31 protein-coding genes and 1 tRNA gene are annotated in these 17,058 nt (G+C 63.6%); all 32 read left to right on the forward strand.

Annotated elements, in window-relative coordinates; all coding sequences use genetic code 11:
- The first annotated feature begins 22 nt into the window (after positions 1-22).
- Complete coding sequence (locus LFT49_RS12235) at positions 23-196, forward strand: hypothetical protein (protein WP_237428354.1); 174 nt, start codon at positions 23-25, stop codon at positions 194-196.
- On the forward strand, positions 193-963 hold the full coding sequence (locus LFT49_RS12240; protein ID WP_237428355.1) for a hypothetical protein: 771 nt from the start codon (positions 193-195) through the stop codon (positions 961-963). The genes LFT49_RS12235 and LFT49_RS12240 overlap by 4 nt, the downstream gene beginning before the upstream one ends.
- Positions 960-1,634 carry a hypothetical protein gene (locus tag LFT49_RS12245; RefSeq protein WP_237428356.1) on the forward strand — a complete coding sequence of 225 codons (675 nt, stop codon included), beginning with the start codon at positions 960-962 and terminating at the stop codon, positions 1,632-1,634. The genes LFT49_RS12240 and LFT49_RS12245 overlap by 4 nt, the downstream gene beginning before the upstream one ends.
- On the forward strand, positions 1,631-1,993 hold the full coding sequence (locus LFT49_RS12250) for a hypothetical protein (protein ID WP_237428357.1): 363 nt from the start codon (positions 1,631-1,633) through the stop codon (positions 1,991-1,993). Before LFT49_RS12245 ends, LFT49_RS12250 begins: the two co-directional genes overlap by 4 nt.
- Positions 1,954-2,331, forward strand: coding sequence for a hypothetical protein (locus tag LFT49_RS12255; protein ID WP_237428358.1), 378 nt, complete (start codon positions 1,954-1,956; stop codon positions 2,329-2,331). The genes LFT49_RS12250 and LFT49_RS12255 overlap by 40 nt, the downstream gene beginning before the upstream one ends.
- Positions 2,328-2,588: a glutaredoxin family protein gene (locus LFT49_RS12260; protein ID WP_237428359.1), complete on the forward strand. Its 261-nt coding sequence runs from the start codon at positions 2,328-2,330 to the stop codon at positions 2,586-2,588. Before LFT49_RS12255 ends, LFT49_RS12260 begins: the two co-directional genes overlap by 4 nt.
- Positions 2,585-3,004 (forward strand): single-stranded DNA-binding protein, encoded by a 420-nt coding sequence (locus LFT49_RS12265; protein ID WP_237428360.1) that lies wholly within the window; start codon positions 2,585-2,587, stop codon positions 3,002-3,004. Before LFT49_RS12260 ends, LFT49_RS12265 begins: the two co-directional genes overlap by 4 nt.
- A 321-nt stretch (positions 3,005-3,325) precedes the next feature.
- Positions 3,326-3,505, forward strand: coding sequence for a hypothetical protein (locus LFT49_RS12270; RefSeq protein ID WP_237428361.1), 180 nt, complete (start codon positions 3,326-3,328; stop codon positions 3,503-3,505).
- A complete protein-coding gene (locus tag LFT49_RS12275; RefSeq protein WP_237428362.1) occupies positions 3,502-4,182 on the forward strand; it encodes a hypothetical protein in 681 nt (226 codons plus the stop codon). Before LFT49_RS12270 ends, LFT49_RS12275 begins: the two co-directional genes overlap by 4 nt.
- Positions 4,179-4,397 carry a hypothetical protein gene (locus LFT49_RS12280; RefSeq protein WP_237428363.1) on the forward strand — a complete coding sequence of 73 codons (219 nt, stop codon included), beginning with the start codon at positions 4,179-4,181 and terminating at the stop codon, positions 4,395-4,397. The genes LFT49_RS12275 and LFT49_RS12280 overlap by 4 nt, the downstream gene beginning before the upstream one ends.
- 298 nt (positions 4,398-4,695) lie before the next feature.
- Positions 4,696-4,956: a hypothetical protein gene (locus tag LFT49_RS12285; protein ID WP_237428364.1), complete on the forward strand. Its 261-nt coding sequence runs from the start codon at positions 4,696-4,698 to the stop codon at positions 4,954-4,956.
- A 167-nt stretch (positions 4,957-5,123) separates the two neighbouring features.
- The gene (locus tag LFT49_RS12290) at positions 5,124-5,579 is read left to right on the forward strand and encodes a hypothetical protein (RefSeq protein ID WP_237428365.1); all 456 of its coding nucleotides are present in this window, start codon (positions 5,124-5,126) and stop codon (positions 5,577-5,579) included.
- Complete coding sequence (locus LFT49_RS12295) at positions 5,579-6,307, forward strand: hypothetical protein (RefSeq protein ID WP_237428366.1); 729 nt, start codon at positions 5,579-5,581, stop codon at positions 6,305-6,307. Before LFT49_RS12290 ends, LFT49_RS12295 begins: the two co-directional genes overlap by 1 nt.
- Complete coding sequence (locus tag LFT49_RS12300) at positions 6,304-7,641, forward strand: replicative DNA helicase (RefSeq protein ID WP_237428367.1); 1,338 nt, start codon at positions 6,304-6,306, stop codon at positions 7,639-7,641. Before LFT49_RS12295 ends, LFT49_RS12300 begins: the two co-directional genes overlap by 4 nt.
- Complete coding sequence (locus LFT49_RS12305) at positions 7,641-8,003, forward strand: hypothetical protein (protein WP_237428368.1); 363 nt, start codon at positions 7,641-7,643, stop codon at positions 8,001-8,003. Before LFT49_RS12300 ends, LFT49_RS12305 begins: the two co-directional genes overlap by 1 nt.
- Before the next feature lie 47 nt (positions 8,004-8,050).
- Positions 8,051-8,305 (forward strand): hypothetical protein, encoded by a 255-nt coding sequence (locus tag LFT49_RS12310; RefSeq protein ID WP_237428369.1) that lies wholly within the window; start codon positions 8,051-8,053, stop codon positions 8,303-8,305.
- Positions 8,302-8,430: a hypothetical protein gene (locus LFT49_RS22610; protein WP_256371466.1), complete on the forward strand. Its 129-nt coding sequence runs from the start codon at positions 8,302-8,304 to the stop codon at positions 8,428-8,430. The genes LFT49_RS12310 and LFT49_RS22610 overlap by 4 nt, the downstream gene beginning before the upstream one ends.
- A complete protein-coding gene (locus LFT49_RS22615) occupies positions 8,423-8,548 on the forward strand; it encodes a hypothetical protein (protein WP_272912517.1) in 126 nt (41 codons plus the stop codon). The genes LFT49_RS22610 and LFT49_RS22615 overlap by 8 nt, the downstream gene beginning before the upstream one ends.
- Positions 8,545-8,730 carry a hypothetical protein gene (locus tag LFT49_RS12315; protein WP_237428370.1) on the forward strand — a complete coding sequence of 62 codons (186 nt, stop codon included), beginning with the start codon at positions 8,545-8,547 and terminating at the stop codon, positions 8,728-8,730. The genes LFT49_RS22615 and LFT49_RS12315 overlap by 4 nt, the downstream gene beginning before the upstream one ends.
- Positions 8,731-8,812: 82 nt before the next feature.
- Entirely contained in the window at positions 8,813-9,121 is a 309-nt protein-coding gene (locus LFT49_RS12320) for a hypothetical protein (protein WP_237428371.1), read from the forward strand.
- Between the two features lie 170 nt (positions 9,122-9,291).
- Positions 9,292-9,516 (forward strand): hypothetical protein, encoded by a 225-nt coding sequence (locus tag LFT49_RS12325; protein ID WP_237428372.1) that lies wholly within the window; start codon positions 9,292-9,294, stop codon positions 9,514-9,516.
- A complete protein-coding gene (locus LFT49_RS12330) occupies positions 9,516-9,698 on the forward strand; it encodes a hypothetical protein (protein WP_237428373.1) in 183 nt (60 codons plus the stop codon). Before LFT49_RS12325 ends, LFT49_RS12330 begins: the two co-directional genes overlap by 1 nt.
- On the forward strand, positions 9,695-10,108 hold the full coding sequence (locus LFT49_RS12335; RefSeq protein WP_237428374.1) for a hypothetical protein: 414 nt from the start codon (positions 9,695-9,697) through the stop codon (positions 10,106-10,108). The genes LFT49_RS12330 and LFT49_RS12335 overlap by 4 nt, the downstream gene beginning before the upstream one ends.
- A gap of 61 nt (positions 10,109-10,169) precedes the next feature.
- Positions 10,170-10,343 (forward strand): hypothetical protein, encoded by a 174-nt coding sequence (locus LFT49_RS12340; RefSeq protein WP_237428375.1) that lies wholly within the window; start codon positions 10,170-10,172, stop codon positions 10,341-10,343.
- Positions 10,344-10,378: 35 nt separating this feature from the next.
- Positions 10,379-11,128: a hypothetical protein gene (locus tag LFT49_RS12345; protein WP_237428376.1), complete on the forward strand. Its 750-nt coding sequence runs from the start codon at positions 10,379-10,381 to the stop codon at positions 11,126-11,128.
- A 259-nt stretch (positions 11,129-11,387) separates the two neighbouring features.
- Positions 11,388-11,460, forward strand: a tRNA-Leu gene (locus LFT49_RS12350).
- A 276-nt stretch (positions 11,461-11,736) separates the two neighbouring features.
- On the forward strand, positions 11,737-12,231 hold the full coding sequence (locus LFT49_RS12355; RefSeq protein ID WP_237428377.1) for a hypothetical protein: 495 nt from the start codon (positions 11,737-11,739) through the stop codon (positions 12,229-12,231).
- Complete coding sequence (locus LFT49_RS12360; protein WP_237428378.1) at positions 12,228-13,496, forward strand: PBSX family phage terminase large subunit; 1,269 nt, start codon at positions 12,228-12,230, stop codon at positions 13,494-13,496. Before LFT49_RS12355 ends, LFT49_RS12360 begins: the two co-directional genes overlap by 4 nt.
- 24 nt (positions 13,497-13,520) lie before the next feature.
- Positions 13,521-13,697, forward strand: a complete 177-nt coding sequence (locus tag LFT49_RS12365) for a hypothetical protein (protein WP_237428379.1) — start codon at positions 13,521-13,523, stop codon at positions 13,695-13,697.
- A gap of 22 nt (positions 13,698-13,719) precedes the next feature.
- The gene (locus tag LFT49_RS12370; protein WP_237428380.1) at positions 13,720-15,393 is read left to right on the forward strand and encodes a phage portal protein; all 1,674 of its coding nucleotides are present in this window, start codon (positions 13,720-13,722) and stop codon (positions 15,391-15,393) included.
- Between the two features lie 13 nt (positions 15,394-15,406).
- On the forward strand, positions 15,407-16,546 hold the full coding sequence (locus LFT49_RS12375; protein WP_237428381.1) for a phage minor capsid protein: 1,140 nt from the start codon (positions 15,407-15,409) through the stop codon (positions 16,544-16,546).
- Positions 16,547-16,557: 11 nt separating this feature from the next.
- The gene (locus LFT49_RS12380) at positions 16,558-17,034 is read left to right on the forward strand and encodes a hypothetical protein (protein ID WP_237428382.1); all 477 of its coding nucleotides are present in this window, start codon (positions 16,558-16,560) and stop codon (positions 17,032-17,034) included.
- Positions 17,035-17,058 lie beyond the last annotated feature (24 nt).

Genomic DNA, 17,058 nt, shown 5'->3' on the forward strand with positions numbered 1-17,058 from the left:
ACATCGACCAGAAGAAGGACTCATGAGCTGGGAACCACAAGACGACGCACCCTATGGGGAGTGGATCGTTTATGACGAGATCGGCGCCGTGATCGGCTCCTACGGCCAGGACGAGTACCGGGCCAAAGAGGTGGCCCGCTCCTGCGGCGGCCGGGACCTCGGCATCACAGCCACCTATGTGGAGATGAACCGATGACCACCGTGACTAAGGGCCTGGTCTTCCATGAGGAGGGCCACAAGTACACGCTGGACGGGAAGCGCACCACCTCCGTCACCACCATCCTCTCCGGAGGTATCCCCAAGCCCTTCCTTGTCCCGTGGGCTGCCCGCCGCGCCGCTGAGTACGCGATCGCCAACCCCGGAGCATCCCTGGACGAGATCCGGACCGCCCCGGACCGGGAACGCGACACCGCCGGCATCCGCGGCACCGCCGTCCACGACATAGCCGAACGCATCATCCACGGCGCACCCGTGGACGTCCCCGAAGAGCTCTACCCGTACGTGGACGGGTATGTGCGGTTCCTGGACGCGTTCCGGGTGGAACCGGTCCTGGTGGAGAAGACGGTCGCGCACCGGGGCATGGGCTACGCGGGCAGGTTCGACGCGATAGTCCGGCTCCCGGGCCTGAATGGTTCGGACCCGGTGATGGTGGACCTGAAGACCTCCAACGGGGTGTACCGGGAAACGAAGGCCCAGTGCGCGGCGTACTCGTGCGCTGACTTCTACGTCGAACCGGACGACCCCGCCACGGAGCTGGCACTCCCCGTGATCCAGGCGTCGTACGTCGCCCACATCACCCCGGAAGGCACCGAACTCCACCCCCTCGCCAGGGACCGCGCCGAACTCCTGGAGCATTTCGAGATCTTCAAGCACGCCCACGCGATCTACCGGTTCGGGCTCGCCAAACACAAAGTCCTGGACCCCATCCCCTACCCCGCTATCGAATTCGAAGAGGCATCATGACGACCAAGACTGACAAGGCGACCGGCCTCGCCCGGCTGCGGGAACCCTTCGCCCCGAACCAGATCAACAAACTCCCCAAGCCCTACCGCGCCGACTCCCAGAAGGGCCAGTGCCGGGAGTGCGGCGGCTTCCACGGGCTGCCCGCCGTGCACCTGGACTATGTGGGCCACGCCGCCCTCACGGACCGGCTCCTGGAGGTGGACCCGGAATGGTTCTGGGAGCCCCTCGCTATCGGCCCGGACGGGCTGCCCCAGTTCGACAAGGACGGCGGGCTGTGGATCCGCCTGACCATCTGCGGGGTGACCCGTCTCGGTTATGGGGACTCGCAGGGCAAGCGCGGGGCGAACGCTGTGAAGGAAGCCATCGGTGACGCGCTCCGCAACGCCGGGATGAGGTTCGGCGCCGCCCTGGATTTGTGGCACAAGGGAGACCTGCATGACGCGGCGGAGGAGCAGGGCAAGGTGGACGCTCCCGCTGAGGAGCCCGCGCCGGCACGGACACTCAATCGTGCACCGGCCGTCAGTGAAGAGGTCCGGAAGCAGTGGCAGGACCAGATTGACGAGTGTCAAGACAGTGACGACTACCGGGCACTCTGGCAGACGGCGAAGGCTGACGGCGCTCCGGAGCAGATCCTTGCCATGATCGTCGCCGCTGGTAAGGCCGCGGCGTGAGCACGCCCACCACCAACGATGTGATCCTGCAGCTCGCCCAACTCGGGCGGGATCTGGATAACAAACAGAGGGAGATCCGGGACCTAGACGAGGCGGCCGTACGCGCACGGGCCCGTTACGAAGTAACACTCTCCCGGAACTTCCTCAAAGCCGAAGGCCCCATGGACGTCCGCAAGCATCAGGCGATCGTGGACACGGCGGATCTGAAACTGGACGCGGAGATCGCGGACCAGGTGTTGAGGGCGGCGCGGGAAGCGATCCGGGTCCTTCGGGACCGGCTGGATATTGGGCGCTCCCTCAACTCCGCTATCAAGTCTGAGTGGTCGGCGCAGGGTACGGGGCAGGGGCTGACGGCGTGAACGGCCGCCAGTTCGCCCTGTACCTCGCCCGGGACCTCCACTGCATCTGTGGGTGCGTCGGCCGGGAAGACACACTCGTGCCGAACCACCGGGCAGGCCGCGGCATGGGAGGTTCCCGCGTTCTTGACCGGCCGGCCAACGTCATTGTCATGTGCTCATCCGTCAACGGGCTCATCGAATCCAACGCCACGTGGGCTAAACGTGCCAGGGACTACGGCTGGAAGCTTTCGCGCTGGCAGGTGCCGGAGGACGAACCGTTCTACGACCTTGCCACGCGGGAGTGGTACCTCATCGACAACCTTTACCACCGCACCATCACAGAGAAAGCAGCAGCGTGACCGTAACCGTCTACACCAAACCGAACTGCCAGCCATGCCGGGCCACGAAACGCTGGCTCGATAACCGGGGCGTCGAGTACAGCGCCGTGGATGTCACGACGTCCCCGGCCGATCTGGAAGCGATCAAGGCCCTGGGGTATGAGGGCGTGCCCGTCGTCATCGTCGCGGGCCGCACCCCGGAAACGGATCTCCATTGGCACGGCTTCCACCCCGACAACCTCACCAAGTACACACTCACAGAACAGGCAGCAGCATGAGCGACGCAACAGTAGTAGGCAACATCGGGGAACCGGCCCTGAAGTTCACCCCGTCCGGGAAGCCGGTCCTGGAGTTCTCCCTCGCAGAGAACCACAGCAAGAAGAATCAGCAGGGCGGCTGGGATGAGGACGGCACCACATGGCGGCGAGTGTCCATCTGGGACAAGAAGGCCGAAGCCCTCGCTGAGGTGCTGAAGAAAGGTGACCGGGTGATTGTGACCGGCCAGGAGCGGATGCGTGAATGGGAGGGCAAGGACGGGACCGCCGGCAAGACGCTGGAGATCAACGCCCGTGACATCGGCATCATCCCGCGTCAGCAGCAGGGCCAGCAGTCCTCGCAGCAGGGGAACTGGGGCGGCGGCCAGCAGGCGGCCTCTGACCCATGGAACGGCGCTGACAACTCGCCGCCGTTCTAGTCAGCACCACGGGAGGGCCAGGGACTACGGTTCCTGGCCCTTTTTGTGTGCCCGGGAACTTCCGCCACCCAAGTAGGAGGGCTGAGGAAAACTGAGTACAAAAGTCGGGCGACACGGGTAATCCTTGGTCCGTCACTTACCAAAATTGGGGAACAATCGGGTAGACTGTTACTACCAGCAAACAAAACAAAGAGGCCCGCCTCGTTGCGTCAACATCGAGACGGGCCAACCATCCACTGGGAGGGAATGGTCTTCTTGAAAAACAATACAACCGCGCCTGAGTCCAATGCAACAACTAATCCAGACGTTTTACTAAACATTTTGAGCAGGGTCTCCAAAGCGCACGATGCCTTCGCAAAGGTCCAAGCGGAACTCCGGGAAATCCAAGACGACATAGCCCGACTCTCCATCGAGGCCGGCGCCACCTATCAGCGCACCGGGGACGCCATCGGCATCGACCGGTCCACCACCTGGATCCGCATCAACGGGAGGGCGGCATGAGCCGCCCGAAGATCCTGGACCTGTACTGCGGTGCAGGCGGCGCCGGCAAGGGATATATGGATGCCGGGTTCGACGTCGATGGCGTAGACATCGCACCCCAGCCGGACTACCCCGGCACATTCATCCAGGGGGACGCCCTCGCCTACCTCGCCGCCCACGGACACGAGTACGACGCCGTCCACGCTTCTCCCCCGTGCCAGGCATCCTGCGCACTGACCAAGGGCACCAATAAGGGCGCCGAATATCTGAACCTCATCCCGGCAACACGCGCTCTCCTGGCGCTGCTGAATGTCCCGACTGTGATTGAGAACGTCCAGGGTTCCGACCTCCGCCGGGACCTGACTCTCTGCGGGGAGATGTTCGACCTGGGCGTCATCCGCCACCGCTATTTCGAGTTGGGCGGGTGGGCGGCTATCGCCCCGGAGCATAAGAAGCACCGCGGCCGTGTGGCCGGGTACCGGCATGGGGAGTGGTTCGATGGGCCCTACTTCGCTGTCTACGGCGAGGGCGGGGGTAAGGGCACCGTGGCCCAGTGGCAGACCGCTATGGGTATCGACTGGACGGACAACCGCAAGTCGATCGCGGAGGCAATCCCGCCGGCGTATACGCGCCTCATTGGCGGCCAGCTTATGGCCTTGATTGAGACCCAGCGGGAACTGGCGGGGTGGGCGGCATGATCTTCCCCCACGAGAAGTGCCAGGTCCTCTATGACGGGTGGCTGGACTATAAGGAACCGTACCGGGGCTGGGTCCATCAGGGCCCCGCGAAGATGTCAGTGGACTCGTACCACGCAAAGGCGGAGGAACGCCGGAAGCTCGTGAAGGGCCAGCTTGACGGGATCATGGCGTCTTGCCGGGCCAAGGGCTGCTTCAACAAGGAGGTGGCGGCCTGATGGGTTACCAGTACCGCGGGACGATCCGCGACATTGAGGAAGAATCAACCCCCACCCCGGCCCCGCGCCTTGGCGTGTTCGACCCGTCCAAGTGCGGAACGTACGCCGGCTACCGGCAGCACCAAAAGTATGGGCTGATGCCTGCCTGCCGGCCGTGCAAGGACGCCCAGGCTGCGTACAGCCGGGATTACATTGAGCGGCGGGGTGGCCGGACGGCACCGGCTATCCGGGAGTTCCAGCCGGGCGCCTGCGGGACCTATGCCGGGTACGCCCGGCACCTCCGGTCCGAGGTGCCCCCGTGCGCGGATTGTCACCGGGCGTGGTTGGAGTACCGGCGTGCTTGGCGGTCACGGAAGAGGGCGGCCTGATGGGGTACAAGTACGGGGGTGCCGACGAGAAGCCTGCCCTGGGCCGTCCACGCCGCCCGGATGACCCGGACGCGTGCGGAACGGAACGGGGGGTCCGGCAGCACCGCCGCCACGGGATGGAGCAGTGCCAGCCGTGCAAGGACGCGAACACGGCCAAAGCGAACGCTTACAACCGGCGTAAGGCCGCCTGAGCAGGTACCAACACTAGGGAACTCTGAGTACCGACACGCCCCGAAACTAGGTAATAGTGGGGAACTCTTAGGTACAATCGAGAGAGCGTAAAGCCCAACGAAAAGGGCCGGAAGCTGCGAACTTCCGGCCCGTATCCACCTCACCGTTTGAGAATGAAAGTGAATCCATGAATATCGTATCCCTTGAACTCCTCACAGGGCCAGCACCGACAGGCGTCGATGCCAAGGAACATGCCCGGTATGCGCTGCGCCGGGCACGTGTCCAGGAACTCGACCAGCGGCTGCAGATGGCGCGCTACGTCCGGATGGCACGCAATGGAGGCTTGTCCCACCGGGAAATTGGCGAAGTGCTCGGGCGCACCGAAGGTTGGGTCCGCCAGTACATCAAGGACACCGCCGAGAAAGAAGACGTTTCAGAGTTTGCTGACTCTGGGTTCCGCGGGAACTCCGAAGCCCTCGACCTGTTCTGGAAGGACATGACAGCGGCTAGCGACCTTGACCAAAGGCTGCATTTGTGCGCCGAGTACGGCCTGTCAGATAGCGCCGTGGCCGACGTGCTGTGCATCCCGTGGGAGCGGGCATCGGCACTTATGGAGGGTCCACGCGCAGAGGCCGCGGCCTGATGGCGCGTATCCGAAATATCAAGCCGGACTTCTGGACGGACGAAAAACTGGTTGAACTGGAGACCTGGGAGCGACTGCTATTCATTGGCCTCTGGAACTTCGCAGACGATGAGGGGTACATGCCGTATTCCCCCAAGCGGATCAAGATGCAGATCTTCCCGGGCGATTCTCTAGAGGTCTCTAGAGGAATACAGAGTCTTATTTCCATCGGTGCAGTCGAGTTGTTCGACTCAGAATTTGGACAAGTCCTGCACGTAGCCAAATGGTCCAAGCATCAGAAGGTCTCCAACCCCTCGAAGTCCAAATACTCCACTGTCGAACTGGCCCCGACCGACGGAAAACCCCGGAAACAAGCGGTTCCCGCCCAGGAATCTCTAGAGGATTCCCTGAACGGTACAGAGGACTCTGGAAACCTCCGTAAGGAAAGGGAAAGGGAAAGGGAAGTTAAAAAGAACTTGTCCAGCAAGCCGGACGAGTTCGACCAGTGGTACTCCCGGTATCCGAAGAAGGAAGCTAAGGAAGCGGCCCGGAAAGCTTTCGCTAAAGCCCGGAAGACCGTTGACCTCCCTGCACTCCTTGAAGGCGTGGACCGCTACGTGGCAGCCACCAAGGACAAAGACCGCCAGTACCTTGCCCTCCCGGCAACCTGGCTCAACGCCGGCCGGTGGGCCGATGAACTCCCAGAACAGACCGGGCTGCCCGGGTGGACGTTAGGACTTGACCAGTGAACAACGCAGAACACGAGATGAGCGTCCTTGGCGCGATGATGCTGCACAACAAGTCCATCCCGGACGTCATGGACATCCTGGAACCGGGCGACTTCTACCGCCCGGCCAACGGGAATATCTTCCGGGCCATCGTGGACCTGTACGCCCGGAATGAGCCGGCGGACTACGCCACCGTGTTCGAGGCTTTGAAACGGGACGGGGAGACGCTGCGGGCAGTCGGCAATGACTACCTGCCCAAGTGCGGGGACGCGGCGCACAGCTACCGTAACGGTCCCGAGTACGCCCGGATCGTGGCGCGGGAGGCTGTGCGCCGCAGGATCGCTTCTGCGGGACTGAAGGTGGCCGACCTGGCTGAGCAGCCCGGGGATGAAGATGAACTCGTGGAGCAGGCGCGGAAGGCTGTGGATGGGGTTTCCCGGGCCGCCGGGGAGAAAGTCGTGTCATTCAGTGAGAGCATCTACGAAACCCTCCGGTCAATGGAAGCCGACAAGGCCCCGTTCATCCCCACCCCGTGGTCTTCGGTGAACCACGCCATTGCCGGGGTCCGCGGTGGGGCCATGTACGTGGTCGGCGCCCGGCCTGCTGTCGGGAAAACCGTGATTGGTTTGCAGCTCGCGCAGTGCATCGCTCGTCACGGGGCTGTCGCGTTCTACTCCATGGAAATGACCAAAGATGACCTGAATAAGCGGCTCCTGGCGTCCGAACTCCACATCCCCTACCAAAGGCTGCGGGACGACGCACTGCTGGCCCGGGACACGAATAAGATCATCGCGTCTGAACCGGACTTCCACCGGATGCCGCTGTACGTGAATGACAACCCAAGCCTGTCCATCACGGATATCAAACGCCACGCCCGGTCGGTGAACCGCAAGAGCCCACTGAAGGCCATTGTCATTGACTACATCGGACTAATGTCCACCCCGTTCGGGTATCGGGGCGAACGCCACCAGTTCATCGCTGACATGTCACGGCAACTCAAGGTTCTCTCCAAGGAGATGGACGTCCCAGTGATTGTTCTCGCGCAGTTGAACCGCGGGTCTGAACAGCGGGCGGACAAGGAACCGGTGATGTCGGACCTTCGGGATTCCGGGGCGATTGAGCAGGACGCGGATGTGGTGCTTCTGCTACACCGGGATTTGATGAACCAGCCGGGGGATCTTTATGTGCGGGTGGCGAAGAACCGTTCCGGCGTGACTGGTTCGTTCAAGCTGAAGTTCTACGGACACTATTCCAAGGCCGTTGAGGAACACGTCTCGCCTGTGGAGGACCGTGAGTACCCGGCGTTTAGGCAGGCCCAGGAGCGGCCCGCACTGTCGAGCGTTGTGGGCTTCTGATGCGGGTCTGCACACTGACGCTGGAGGCCCCGGCCGCATGGATCAATTCGAACCAGCGGTTGCACCGGATGCAGCAGGCGAAGCTGACCGCCGCGTGGCGTGCCGCGGCCTCGGAGAAGATCCATTCCCTGGGGTGGGAGCCGTTCACGGGGCGGGTTCATATCTTCGCGCACGTGTGGAAACCACGGGGCGGGAGGTATGACCCAAACAACCTGTGGCCCACGGTCAAGGCCGCGGTTGATGGGCTCGTGGAGGCCGGGTTCCTGGTGGACGACGACCACGCGCATGTGGAGGGCCCGGATATGCGGCATGGGGGTAAGGGGCCTGCCGCGTTGGTGTTGACGGTTACGGAACTTTCCTAATTTTCTTCCCCATTTGTGTGTAACTTTGGGGAACAAACTGATAGACTGTGGTTATTAACACAGGCGCCGCCCCGGGTGAAGAAACCCCCGGGGCGGCCAACACGGAAGGTCTCACAATGCTCCGCTACTTCCGCCGCCGCCGGCCTACCCCGGTCACGGTCCAACAAATCACCAGGGAGGACCTCGAAGCGGCCTATGCCTGGGATCTGACCCTCACCCAGTGGAAGCGCCTCACCGACCGTGACCGCGCCGACCTCCGGGACAACATCACGAACGCGCCCCGTTTCGAGGCTGCGGCATGACCCCCACCATGGCCTTGTCCTTGGCCCTCTCCGTCCCGGAAACCCCGGACAACTTCCGGGTCCTGCGTGAACTCGTCGGAGTCCTCCAAGCGCTGGTGAACCGGGAGGAAGACTCTGATGACTGAGCAGGAAGAATTCCAGTCCCGGTCGTGGGAGCCCGCTGCACGCAACGACCGGGATTTGACGGAGGACGAGAAGGCCACGTACCGGCCCCGCGAATGGGAACAGGAAACAACACGATGAAGGCGAAGGCACCGATTGTCACCTGCGACTCCGAAGACGGATGCACAGAGTGGGAAATCGACTACTACGAGATGACGGCCACCAATTGGCGCGAGCTGATGGGCGAATGGAAGTACGACCCATACGGCGACCCGGACGCCTATATCCTCTGCCCGTATCACGCCAAGGAGGCCCAGTCGTGACCGCCCCTACCCCGGCCCCTGCCCGTATCGAGTGGTTCGGCCGCCTCCAAGTCCATCAACCCGTAAAGCCTAGGAAGGCAGCATGAACACCGAACGAGCCTTGCGTGATGCGCTACTGGATGCACTTGAAGCGCCCGGCCAAATAACAAAGTCTCGAATCAGGAGCATCCTGATCAATAACCCTGCGTCCGACCCTGCAGGCTACGTCATCGCTGACAAGAAGACCGGTGCTATTGACTGGGACGGCGAAGTGCATCCCACCGTTGAGGCGGCCATCGAATCCATGTGTGGACCCTTCCAATCCTTCAGCCGTGAGAAGGATGACCCGGACAAGGACTACTGGGGCGACGTATACGACATCCTTGCTTGCGCATCCGGTGGTGCGGAGTGACGGCCCCGGACCCGCGCCTGGACGAAATACAGGCAAGGCTGAGTGCCCACGTCAAGTGCTCCGACTGCGGCAAATGCCGGGTGCAAGGCGGGGAAGAGTGGTGCCCGCAGTGCGACTACTGGAGTTGTGAGGATGGCCTAGCGTGTGCCGATGAGCCATATAAGGCTGATGTGGCTTACCTGCTGGCTGAGCTACGGAAAGCACACGAAGCACTCGCACGGGTGGAAGGCGTGGCAACGGACCTCGCAACTCGGGGTGCGGCAATCGAAGCCAAGGGCTACAACGGCTCCATCAACTCCAACATCAACGAAGGTCGAAGCATCGGCTACCTCGAAGGTGCCCGACTCCTCCGCGCCGCTGTTGCTGCTGCGAACGGGGACGGGGAGGACGCGTGATGGTACTCGCTGACCTGTACGACGCCGACCAGCGAACCCGCAACGCCGAAGTGCGTTCGGCGGCCGGCAACTTCCGAATCCCCCACCCCCTGCCCCGCGTCAAGTACGCAGACGGCACAGCAACATCCTCAGCGGGCCGCGAGATCCGCTCTCCCTGGATCAACGCTAAGGAGTCCGAATGAGCAAGACCATGGCCGAAGTGCTTGGTGAACATGTTCCCACAGCATCATTTGGCAGCTTCAACATGAACGGTGGTGGAAACTCGCGGTACTGCTCATGCGGTGAGCAGTTTGATGTCCTGTACACCGAACTTGGCGACGATGAGAACGGCACGGATCCACTCCTGAATCACAAGCTCGCCGCCCACCAGGCCGCCGCGTTGTCTGCTGCTGGGTTTGGGTTGGTGGCCGACGCCAAAGCCGAAGCACTCGAAGAAGCAGCCAACGATATGGACTGCCTCGAACGACTCAGCAGCTACCCCGAAGAGTCGTGCAACGACGAAGAGAACGCGGCAGTCGAGGCCTACGACAACGCCACCAATAACCAGGAGTGGCTCCGCGCCCGTGCCGCTGCCCTGCGGGCCGTGTCGTGAGCCGGTCAGTGAGGGACCCCGACTACCGGCAGGCAAACGACAAGGCAAAGGAGCCGGCACCATGTGTGAAGCCCAGGAAGCGCTGATGAAGCTCGCGTTCGAGCTGGAGATCCAGTGGGGTGCGGGGAAGCTGGACCTCCCCAAACTAAAGGGGTTGGCGACGGCGAAATGCACCGGCCACGACACCCCCAACACTGGGGAACTCTTAGGAACTTCTGTTAAAATCGTGGTATGACATGTGGCGGGTGTGGTGGGGAAACCGGGCAAGGCATGACTCTCTGCGCAGCATGCACAGACCACCTGGAACGTGACCTCGCAGAAGTAGACACCACCGTCGAAGACCTATGGACCTCCATCGCCCGCCAAGACGTCGGGGCCGGGAGCGTTGGAAGCACAGGCCACGCCACAGCATCCGAACCCCTCAACCTCCACGCCATGGAAACCGGCCGCACACTCTCCACCATCCTCACCGGATGGTGCGATGTGCTGGGCCACACGGTACGGGAGCCCGTCCCGGCATCCTCCGTACTGCTCGCACAGATCCGCGAAGTACGGCAACAGGACTGGGCGCCCGTACTCGCCCAGGAACTCCGCGAAGCCTTGAATGACTGCCGGCGGGCCATGGACCGGGCCGCGGAACGCGTCCACATCGGCACCTGCGGGAACGTGTTCGAAGACGCCACCTGCACGGACAGCATCACCGCGATCCAGGGGCAGACCCATGGCCGGTGCCGGACCTGCGGGCATGAGGTGGACATCGCAGAGTACCGGGCCACTCGGATCGCGGACGCGTGGCACGTCAAGGCCCCGCTCCCCCGCATCCTCCGGGCACTGAAGCAGGGCAAGCACGCCACACTCCCGATGTCACGCGTTGAGTGGTGGATCAAGAAGGGCAAGCTTGTGCCGGCAGAGGGGAACCTGTACACGGCGGCCGCTGTGATGCACGCATTCTGGCAGACCCCATCCGGCCGGAAAGTCGCCCCCAAGAATCTTGGCGACTTGGGAAGAAAAGCTAGCTAAGTTCCCATTTATTGGGTAGTATGTTTTTAGTGTTGCGATTAGTGGCTGAGACCCCGCTTATAGTAACCCTCGAAGGCCCGCCGGCCCCCCAGCAACGGCGGGCCTTCACCTTTGTCCCCCAGCGCGGTGGCTGGGTAAGACCACCGCAATGCTGGACCCCGCCACGGTGCACCACGGCGGGGCCTGGCACAACGCCCGACTTCCACCGGGCAACGCCCATCAAGTCACGTCGAGACAACGTGGCCGCTGTTGGGTGCATGGGTTTCTAGTCCAACGGCAGAGACGGCAGTTTCAAAAGCGGCACAGTCCCGGTTCGAATCCGGGGAGACCCACTGAGCGACAGCATCCCGGGCAAGTTACGCACAGACGTACAAAGCGGGTTAGCCAGTAGCTCTCTTACCAGGAGGGGGAATCGCATGGGTGCTTGCCCGGCGTGTACAGCGTCCATGCGTGACGCCCGACTCCACTGCACCAGCCCCAACTGTGTGTGGCTGACCTGCGGTAAATGCGGGGCGAAAGTAGACAACGACCAGGGAACATACTACGGGCCCACCTACTGGGGTAACCCGGAAGGCTACATCAAAGCAGACTGAGGCGGTGAAGCTCTTGTGCCAGCATCCAAGTACACGCAAGAGCAGCGCGACGAAGCCGTAGAGCTATACCGGGCAGAAGGTCCGACTGCTGTAGAGAAGCAACTCGGCATCCCAAAGAACACCGTGATGCATTGGGCTAAGAAGGCTCGTGTTCGTACGGTACGAACCGACTCCACACGTGAGGCTGTTGAGGCGAAGGTTGTGGATGGGAAGTTGCGGCGGGCGAACATTGCTGACCGGTTGTACGCGCAGGCTGAGACGGCGTTGGACACTCTGGAGGGTGCGACGTTCCGGACGTTGATCAAGGGGACGCAGGGGCGGGACAAGGATGTCACGCTGCAGTTTGTTCCTCCGAATGATCGGCGGACGCTGGTGCAGACGATCAGTACAGCGTTGGCGGCGACGGCGAAGCTTGAATCCCTTGATGCCGGCCATGACACGACGGCTGCTGATTCTGTGGTGGATCGGCTCATGGCTGGTTTCCGGACGGTGTATGAGGCGGGGCAGTGACGCCCCCTCCTCTGTCGTTCAAGCAGGTCTCCAGTGTGGTGGAGTCCGCTCAGGCGAAGATCGCTCTGTGGGTTGGCGCCGTGTCGGCGGGTAAGACGATCGCTTCACTGTTCGCGTTCCTCTTCGCGGTCCGGGCTACACGTGGTACGGGCCTGGTCATCATCGTGGGTAAGACGCTGCAGACGATTGAGCGGAACATCCTCGCCCCACTCATGGATGACCGGTTGTTCGGTGAGTTGTCCAAGCAGATCATCCACACGAAGGGTTCCGGGACGGCTTGGATCCTGGGTCGTGAGGTGCACCTGGTGGGTGCGAACGACTCACGGTCTGAGGAGAAGATCCGCGGCTCCACCGTCGAGTTGGCGTATGTGGATGAGGCGACCCTGTTGCCGCCCGGGTTCTGGGAGATGCTGATCTCCCGCCTCCGTGTGGCCGGCGCCCGCTGCCTCGCCACCACCAACCCCGGCTCCACCCGGCACTGGCTCCGGCTCGACTGGATCCTCCAAGCCTCCGCGAAGAACATGGTGGTCTTCCACTTCACCATGGACGACAACCCCCAATACTTTGAGGGCGGCGACCCGGGCCCGGCGTACATCGCGGACATGAAAGCCTCCTACACCGGGGTGTTCTATGACCGGATGATCCGTGGGTTGTGGACGAACGCTGAGGGCGCGGTCTATGACATGTGGGACCCGACCAGGCACGTGATCCCCTGGGACAGGTTGCCGCCGATCAAACGGGTCCTGTGCGCGTCGATCGACTACGGTACGCAGCACGCCACCTCCGTCATGCTCCTGGGGCTCGGTTACGACCGGCGCCTGTACATGATGGATGAGCTCCGCATCGACGTCGCCGTGAACAGTCTGCGGCAGTCACCGTCCCAGCAGTCCAAGACCGTCCGGGACTGGCTGAAGCAACCACACCACCCCGAACAGACCGCGCTCACCCCGGAATGGGTGGTCGTTGACACGGCCGCCGCCGACTTCCGGCAGGAACTCTACGTGGACGGCCTCGCCACCCAAGGCGCCAGGAAAGACGTCACCTATGGCATCGGCATCGTCTCCTCCCTCCTGCAGCGCGGGCAGTTGGTCTTCACGGACCGGTGCACGGGCTGGACGAATGAGGTCACGGATTATGTGTGGGATCCGAAGGCTACGGAGCGTGGCGTGGATGAGCCGGTGAAGCGTGCTGACGACTCGATGGATGCGGGCCGGTATGCGGTGGTGACGACTGAATCATTGTGGCGGGGAGAACTCGCCGCCTAACACTCACAACCCAAGGAGACCACCATGGCAGCCGCAGCAGACATCACCGTCAAGGTACTGCCAGCAATGGACGAGATCCGGTTGCTCCGGCACGTCCTGCACGACAGGGAGCGGGAGCTACTGGCACTCAAAGGGCCCTGCCGAGACAAGCAGTGTTCCCTCCACTATGCGCATTACGGCCCCTGCAACATCACCACGTAAGCACTACTGAGAGGGGCATGCCTTGGCACTCCCGCAGACCAGCCAGTCATGGCCCCCCACCCAACTCACCGGCATCCTCCCCTCCATGGGGGTGTGGTCCGCCTGGTACTCCGGCGACACCGACCAACTCTCGTCCGTATACGGTGGCGCGACCGGGTCTGACCCCAGCGCGACGGGGTTCTTCGCGTCCGATCATGGCGGTTTCCGTGCCACGGTCGGCCGTGCCCTGACCCGCTGGTTCTGGGGCGAAGCCTCCCGTGGCCCCGACCGCAGGGTGAAGCTCCACGTCCCCATCGCCGCGGAACTCTGCCAAGCCAGTGCGGACCTGCTGTTCTCCGACACGATCACCATCACCTCGGAGAACAAGGACGCGCAGGACCGGCTGGACGCGCTGTGTGATGACCACTTCCACGCCGAACTCGTCAGCGCCGCTGAAGTGTGTGCGGCCCTCGGCGGCGTGTACCTCCGTGTCGCATGGGACCAGGCCGCACGGGACGAGCCGTTCCTCACCCACGTGGACGCCGACCAGGCGATCCCGGAGTTCTCCTGGGGGCGGATGACGGCTGTCACGTTCTGGCAGGTCGTCGCCCGGGACGGGAAGCGCGTGTACCGGCACCTCGAACGCCACGAAACCCTGGCGGACGGTACGGGGGTGATTCTCCACGGCCTGTACGAGGGTGAAGAGGACAAGCTCGGCCACCCCATCCCGCTCACGGAGCAGCCGGCCACCGCGCCCTTGGCTGGGTTGGTGGACGCGTTCGGGATGATCAGTTCCGAGTCGGATGGGCTGTGTGTGGTGTACGTGCCGAACCAGACCCCGAACCGGCGGTGGCGCACCCACCAGCTCGGCCGGAACCTCGGCCGGTCCGACCTTGACGGGGTCGAACAGTTGATGGACGCCCTGGATGAGACCATGACGTCGTGGATGCGTGACGTCCGCCTCGGCAAGGCCCGCATCATGATCGCCAAGTCGTTGCTGAATAATGTTGGCCCCGGTCAGGGCAGTGCGTTCAACGCGGAGCAGGAAGCCTACGCTTCCATGAACATGCTCGGTGGTGGTGATGCCCCGTTGAAGGACCTGATCCAGTCAACCCAGTTCAAGATCCGGGTAGCCGAACACCAAGACACCGCCTCCCACCTGACCATGAACATCCTGCAGATGGCCGGCTACTCCGCGGAGACCTTCGGGATCTACGAGGGTGGCGGGTCCACGAAGACGGCGACTGAGGTGGAGGCGAAGCAGCAGCGGTCCCTGTTGTCCCGGGATCGGAAGTGGCGGCTGTGGCGGCCGGCCCTCCAGGACGTTCTTGCCAAGCTGTTGGCTGTGGATAAGGCACTGTTCCACAACCACGCGGCGCCGGATGACGTGGACATTGACTGCGCCATCGCTGAAGGCGTGCAGGAGTCCCTGCTGACCCTGTCCCAGACGATCCAGGCACTCCGCGCCGCCGATGCGGCCTCGGATGAGGTGATCATCGGGATGCTGCACCCCGACTGGGATGAGGAGCAGATCCAGGAAGAGATCAAGCTCATCCGTGAGCAGAAGCAGGCCGCCGGGTTGCCTGACCCGATGTTCGCTGCCCCTGACATCCCACCGGTTGCGCAGGGTGGTGGCGGGTTGGGGAAGCAGAACGAGAAGCTCCACGACCAGTTGAAGCAGAAGCCCCAGCACGGCATCGGCGGCAAGTTCATGTAGAAGGCGGTGACCGGTGGGCGCACCCGAGCAACAGGAGCAGGACTCACTGCCCGTCACGGTAGACGCCCTCGCCGCCGCCGTCCTGGTCGTGTACCAGGACGCGGAGGAAGGGTTGCTGGTCCGGTCCGCGGCGCTGGTGCGTGACGCACTGGCGGCCGGGCCGGGCTCGGTGCCCATGATGTCGCTGTACGCCGACCTCCGCCGCGAAGCAGACCGCACGACTGCCACGGTGCGGGCACAGGCCCGGGTCATGGCCGCCACGGTCGCGGACACGGCGGCACGCAACGGCAACACCGCGGCGGCACGGGAACTCGCCGGCTACACCCCCGGCAACGTCCTCCCCCTCCTCCCGCATGACGTGAACAGCGCCCGGCACCTCGCCCAGGACCTGGAGCACCGGCTCACCGCTGCTGCGTCCCGGATCTCCCGGTTCGCTGACGACGCCTACCGCGCCGCCCAAGTCGCTGCCGCGGTGGAGCAGATCCTCCCAGCCAAGGCCACCCCGCGGGAGGCGCAGGCGCAGGCGTGGCGACAGTTGGTGTCCCGCGGCGTCACCGGCTTCACCGACAAAGCAGGCAGGCAGTGGAACCTGTCCACGTATGTGGAGATGGCCGTCCGCACCGCGACACAACGGGCGTACAACGCCAGTCACCGTGACCGGCTCACCCAAGCCGGCATCCACTACTTCACCATCAGCACCACGGGTAGGCCCTGCGGGTTGTGCGCCCCGTGGGAGGGGAAGGTGCTGGCGGACCGGGGTGAAGGGGAAGTCACCGAACCCCACGCCAGCCAGGACGGCACGGTGACGTTCCGGGTCGCGGCGACCATCGAGGAAGCCCAAGCGGCTGGCCTCTGGCATCCAAATTGCCGCCATACCCTGACCGCGTACCTGCCCGGTGTCACCATCCTCCGGGCCAACAACTGGTCAGCCGCCGACGAACTGGCCTACAAGACCACGCAGACCCTCCGTGCCCTGGAACGGGATGTGCGGGCCGCGAAGCTCGCCGCCGAAGCCGCCCTAACCCCGTTGGATCGTGCCCGTGCGATGCGGGACGTGCGGGCCGGACAGGCACGGATCCGGGAGTTCACCGCCCGGACTGGGCTGTTGCGGCGCCGGCACCGTGAACAACTCAACCTCGCCATGAGCCCATAAAGGGGGATGCCGTGCTGACTGGTCAGATCGGGTTGCGCCGGCACTCCACCGGCTGGGTTGGCAAGGCGATTGAGTGGGCGACCCGCTCCCACACCCACCACGTCGTCATCGCCGTGTCAGAGACGGTATGCATCAGTGCTGAGCCGGGCGGGGCACGGTACCGGCCCATCACCGACTACCCGTCACTGGTCTGGTCCCGGTTCGGGCTCACCACCGCCCAGCAGGACCTCATCCGGGACGCCGCCGCCGACTACGAAGGCCGCCCCTACAACTACGCCATCTACGGTCCGTTGCTGTGGCAACGCCTCACCGGCCGGAAGGTGGACGGCTGGGTCGCGCAATGGCTCGCACGGCGCCCGAACGAGAACTGTTCGCAGCTCTCCGATGACATCTACACCCTGGCCGGGTTCCACCTGTTCCCGGACATTCCCGAACTCGTCACCCCGGGCGACTTCGAACGCCTGTTCGAACACCTCGGCTGGCTCTAACACCCATCCACTCACAACGTCCCG

This window comes from Arthrobacter sp. FW306-06-A, assembly GCF_021870055.1.
GTDB lineage: Bacteria > Actinomycetota > Actinomycetes > Actinomycetales > Micrococcaceae > Arthrobacter.

What these genes read in the sequence shown, in the direction of transcription:
- LFT49_RS12235 (WP_237428354.1), top strand. Translation starts at nt 23, where the DNA reads ATGAGCTGGGAACCACAAGACGACGCACCCTATGGGGAGTGGATCGTT.
- LFT49_RS12240 (WP_237428355.1), top strand. Translation starts at nt 193, where the DNA reads ATGACCACCGTGACTAAGGGCCTGGTCTTCCATGAGGAGGGCCACAAG.
- LFT49_RS12245 (WP_237428356.1), top strand. Translation starts at nt 960, where the DNA reads ATGACGACCAAGACTGACAAGGCGACCGGCCTCGCCCGGCTGCGGGAA.
- LFT49_RS12265 (WP_237428360.1), top strand. Translation starts at nt 2,585, where the DNA reads ATGAGCGACGCAACAGTAGTAGGCAACATCGGGGAACCGGCCCTGAAG.
- LFT49_RS12275 (WP_237428362.1), top strand. Translation starts at nt 3,502, where the DNA reads ATGAGCCGCCCGAAGATCCTGGACCTGTACTGCGGTGCAGGCGGCGCC.
- LFT49_RS12280 (WP_237428363.1), top strand. Translation starts at nt 4,179, where the DNA reads ATGATCTTCCCCCACGAGAAGTGCCAGGTCCTCTATGACGGGTGGCTG.
- LFT49_RS12290 (WP_237428365.1), top strand. Translation starts at nt 5,124, where the DNA reads ATGAATATCGTATCCCTTGAACTCCTCACAGGGCCAGCACCGACAGGC.
- LFT49_RS12295 (WP_237428366.1), top strand. Translation starts at nt 5,579, where the DNA reads ATGGCGCGTATCCGAAATATCAAGCCGGACTTCTGGACGGACGAAAAA.
- LFT49_RS12305 (WP_237428368.1), top strand. Translation starts at nt 7,641, where the DNA reads ATGCGGGTCTGCACACTGACGCTGGAGGCCCCGGCCGCATGGATCAAT.
- LFT49_RS22610 (WP_256371466.1), top strand. Translation starts at nt 8,302, where the DNA reads ATGACCCCCACCATGGCCTTGTCCTTGGCCCTCTCCGTCCCGGAAACC.
- LFT49_RS22615 (WP_272912517.1), top strand. Translation starts at nt 8,423, where the DNA reads ATGACTGAGCAGGAAGAATTCCAGTCCCGGTCGTGGGAGCCCGCTGCA.
- LFT49_RS12315 (WP_237428370.1), top strand. Translation starts at nt 8,545, where the DNA reads ATGAAGGCGAAGGCACCGATTGTCACCTGCGACTCCGAAGACGGATGC.
- LFT49_RS12320 (WP_237428371.1), top strand. Translation starts at nt 8,813, where the DNA reads ATGAACACCGAACGAGCCTTGCGTGATGCGCTACTGGATGCACTTGAA.
- LFT49_RS12330 (WP_237428373.1), top strand. Translation starts at nt 9,516, where the DNA reads ATGGTACTCGCTGACCTGTACGACGCCGACCAGCGAACCCGCAACGCC.
- LFT49_RS12335 (WP_237428374.1), top strand. Translation starts at nt 9,695, where the DNA reads ATGAGCAAGACCATGGCCGAAGTGCTTGGTGAACATGTTCCCACAGCA.
- LFT49_RS12340 (WP_237428375.1), top strand. Translation starts at nt 10,170, where the DNA reads ATGTGTGAAGCCCAGGAAGCGCTGATGAAGCTCGCGTTCGAGCTGGAG.
- LFT49_RS12345 (WP_237428376.1), top strand. Translation starts at nt 10,379, where the DNA reads ATGACTCTCTGCGCAGCATGCACAGACCACCTGGAACGTGACCTCGCA.
- LFT49_RS12365 (WP_237428379.1), top strand. Translation starts at nt 13,521, where the DNA reads ATGGCAGCCGCAGCAGACATCACCGTCAAGGTACTGCCAGCAATGGAC.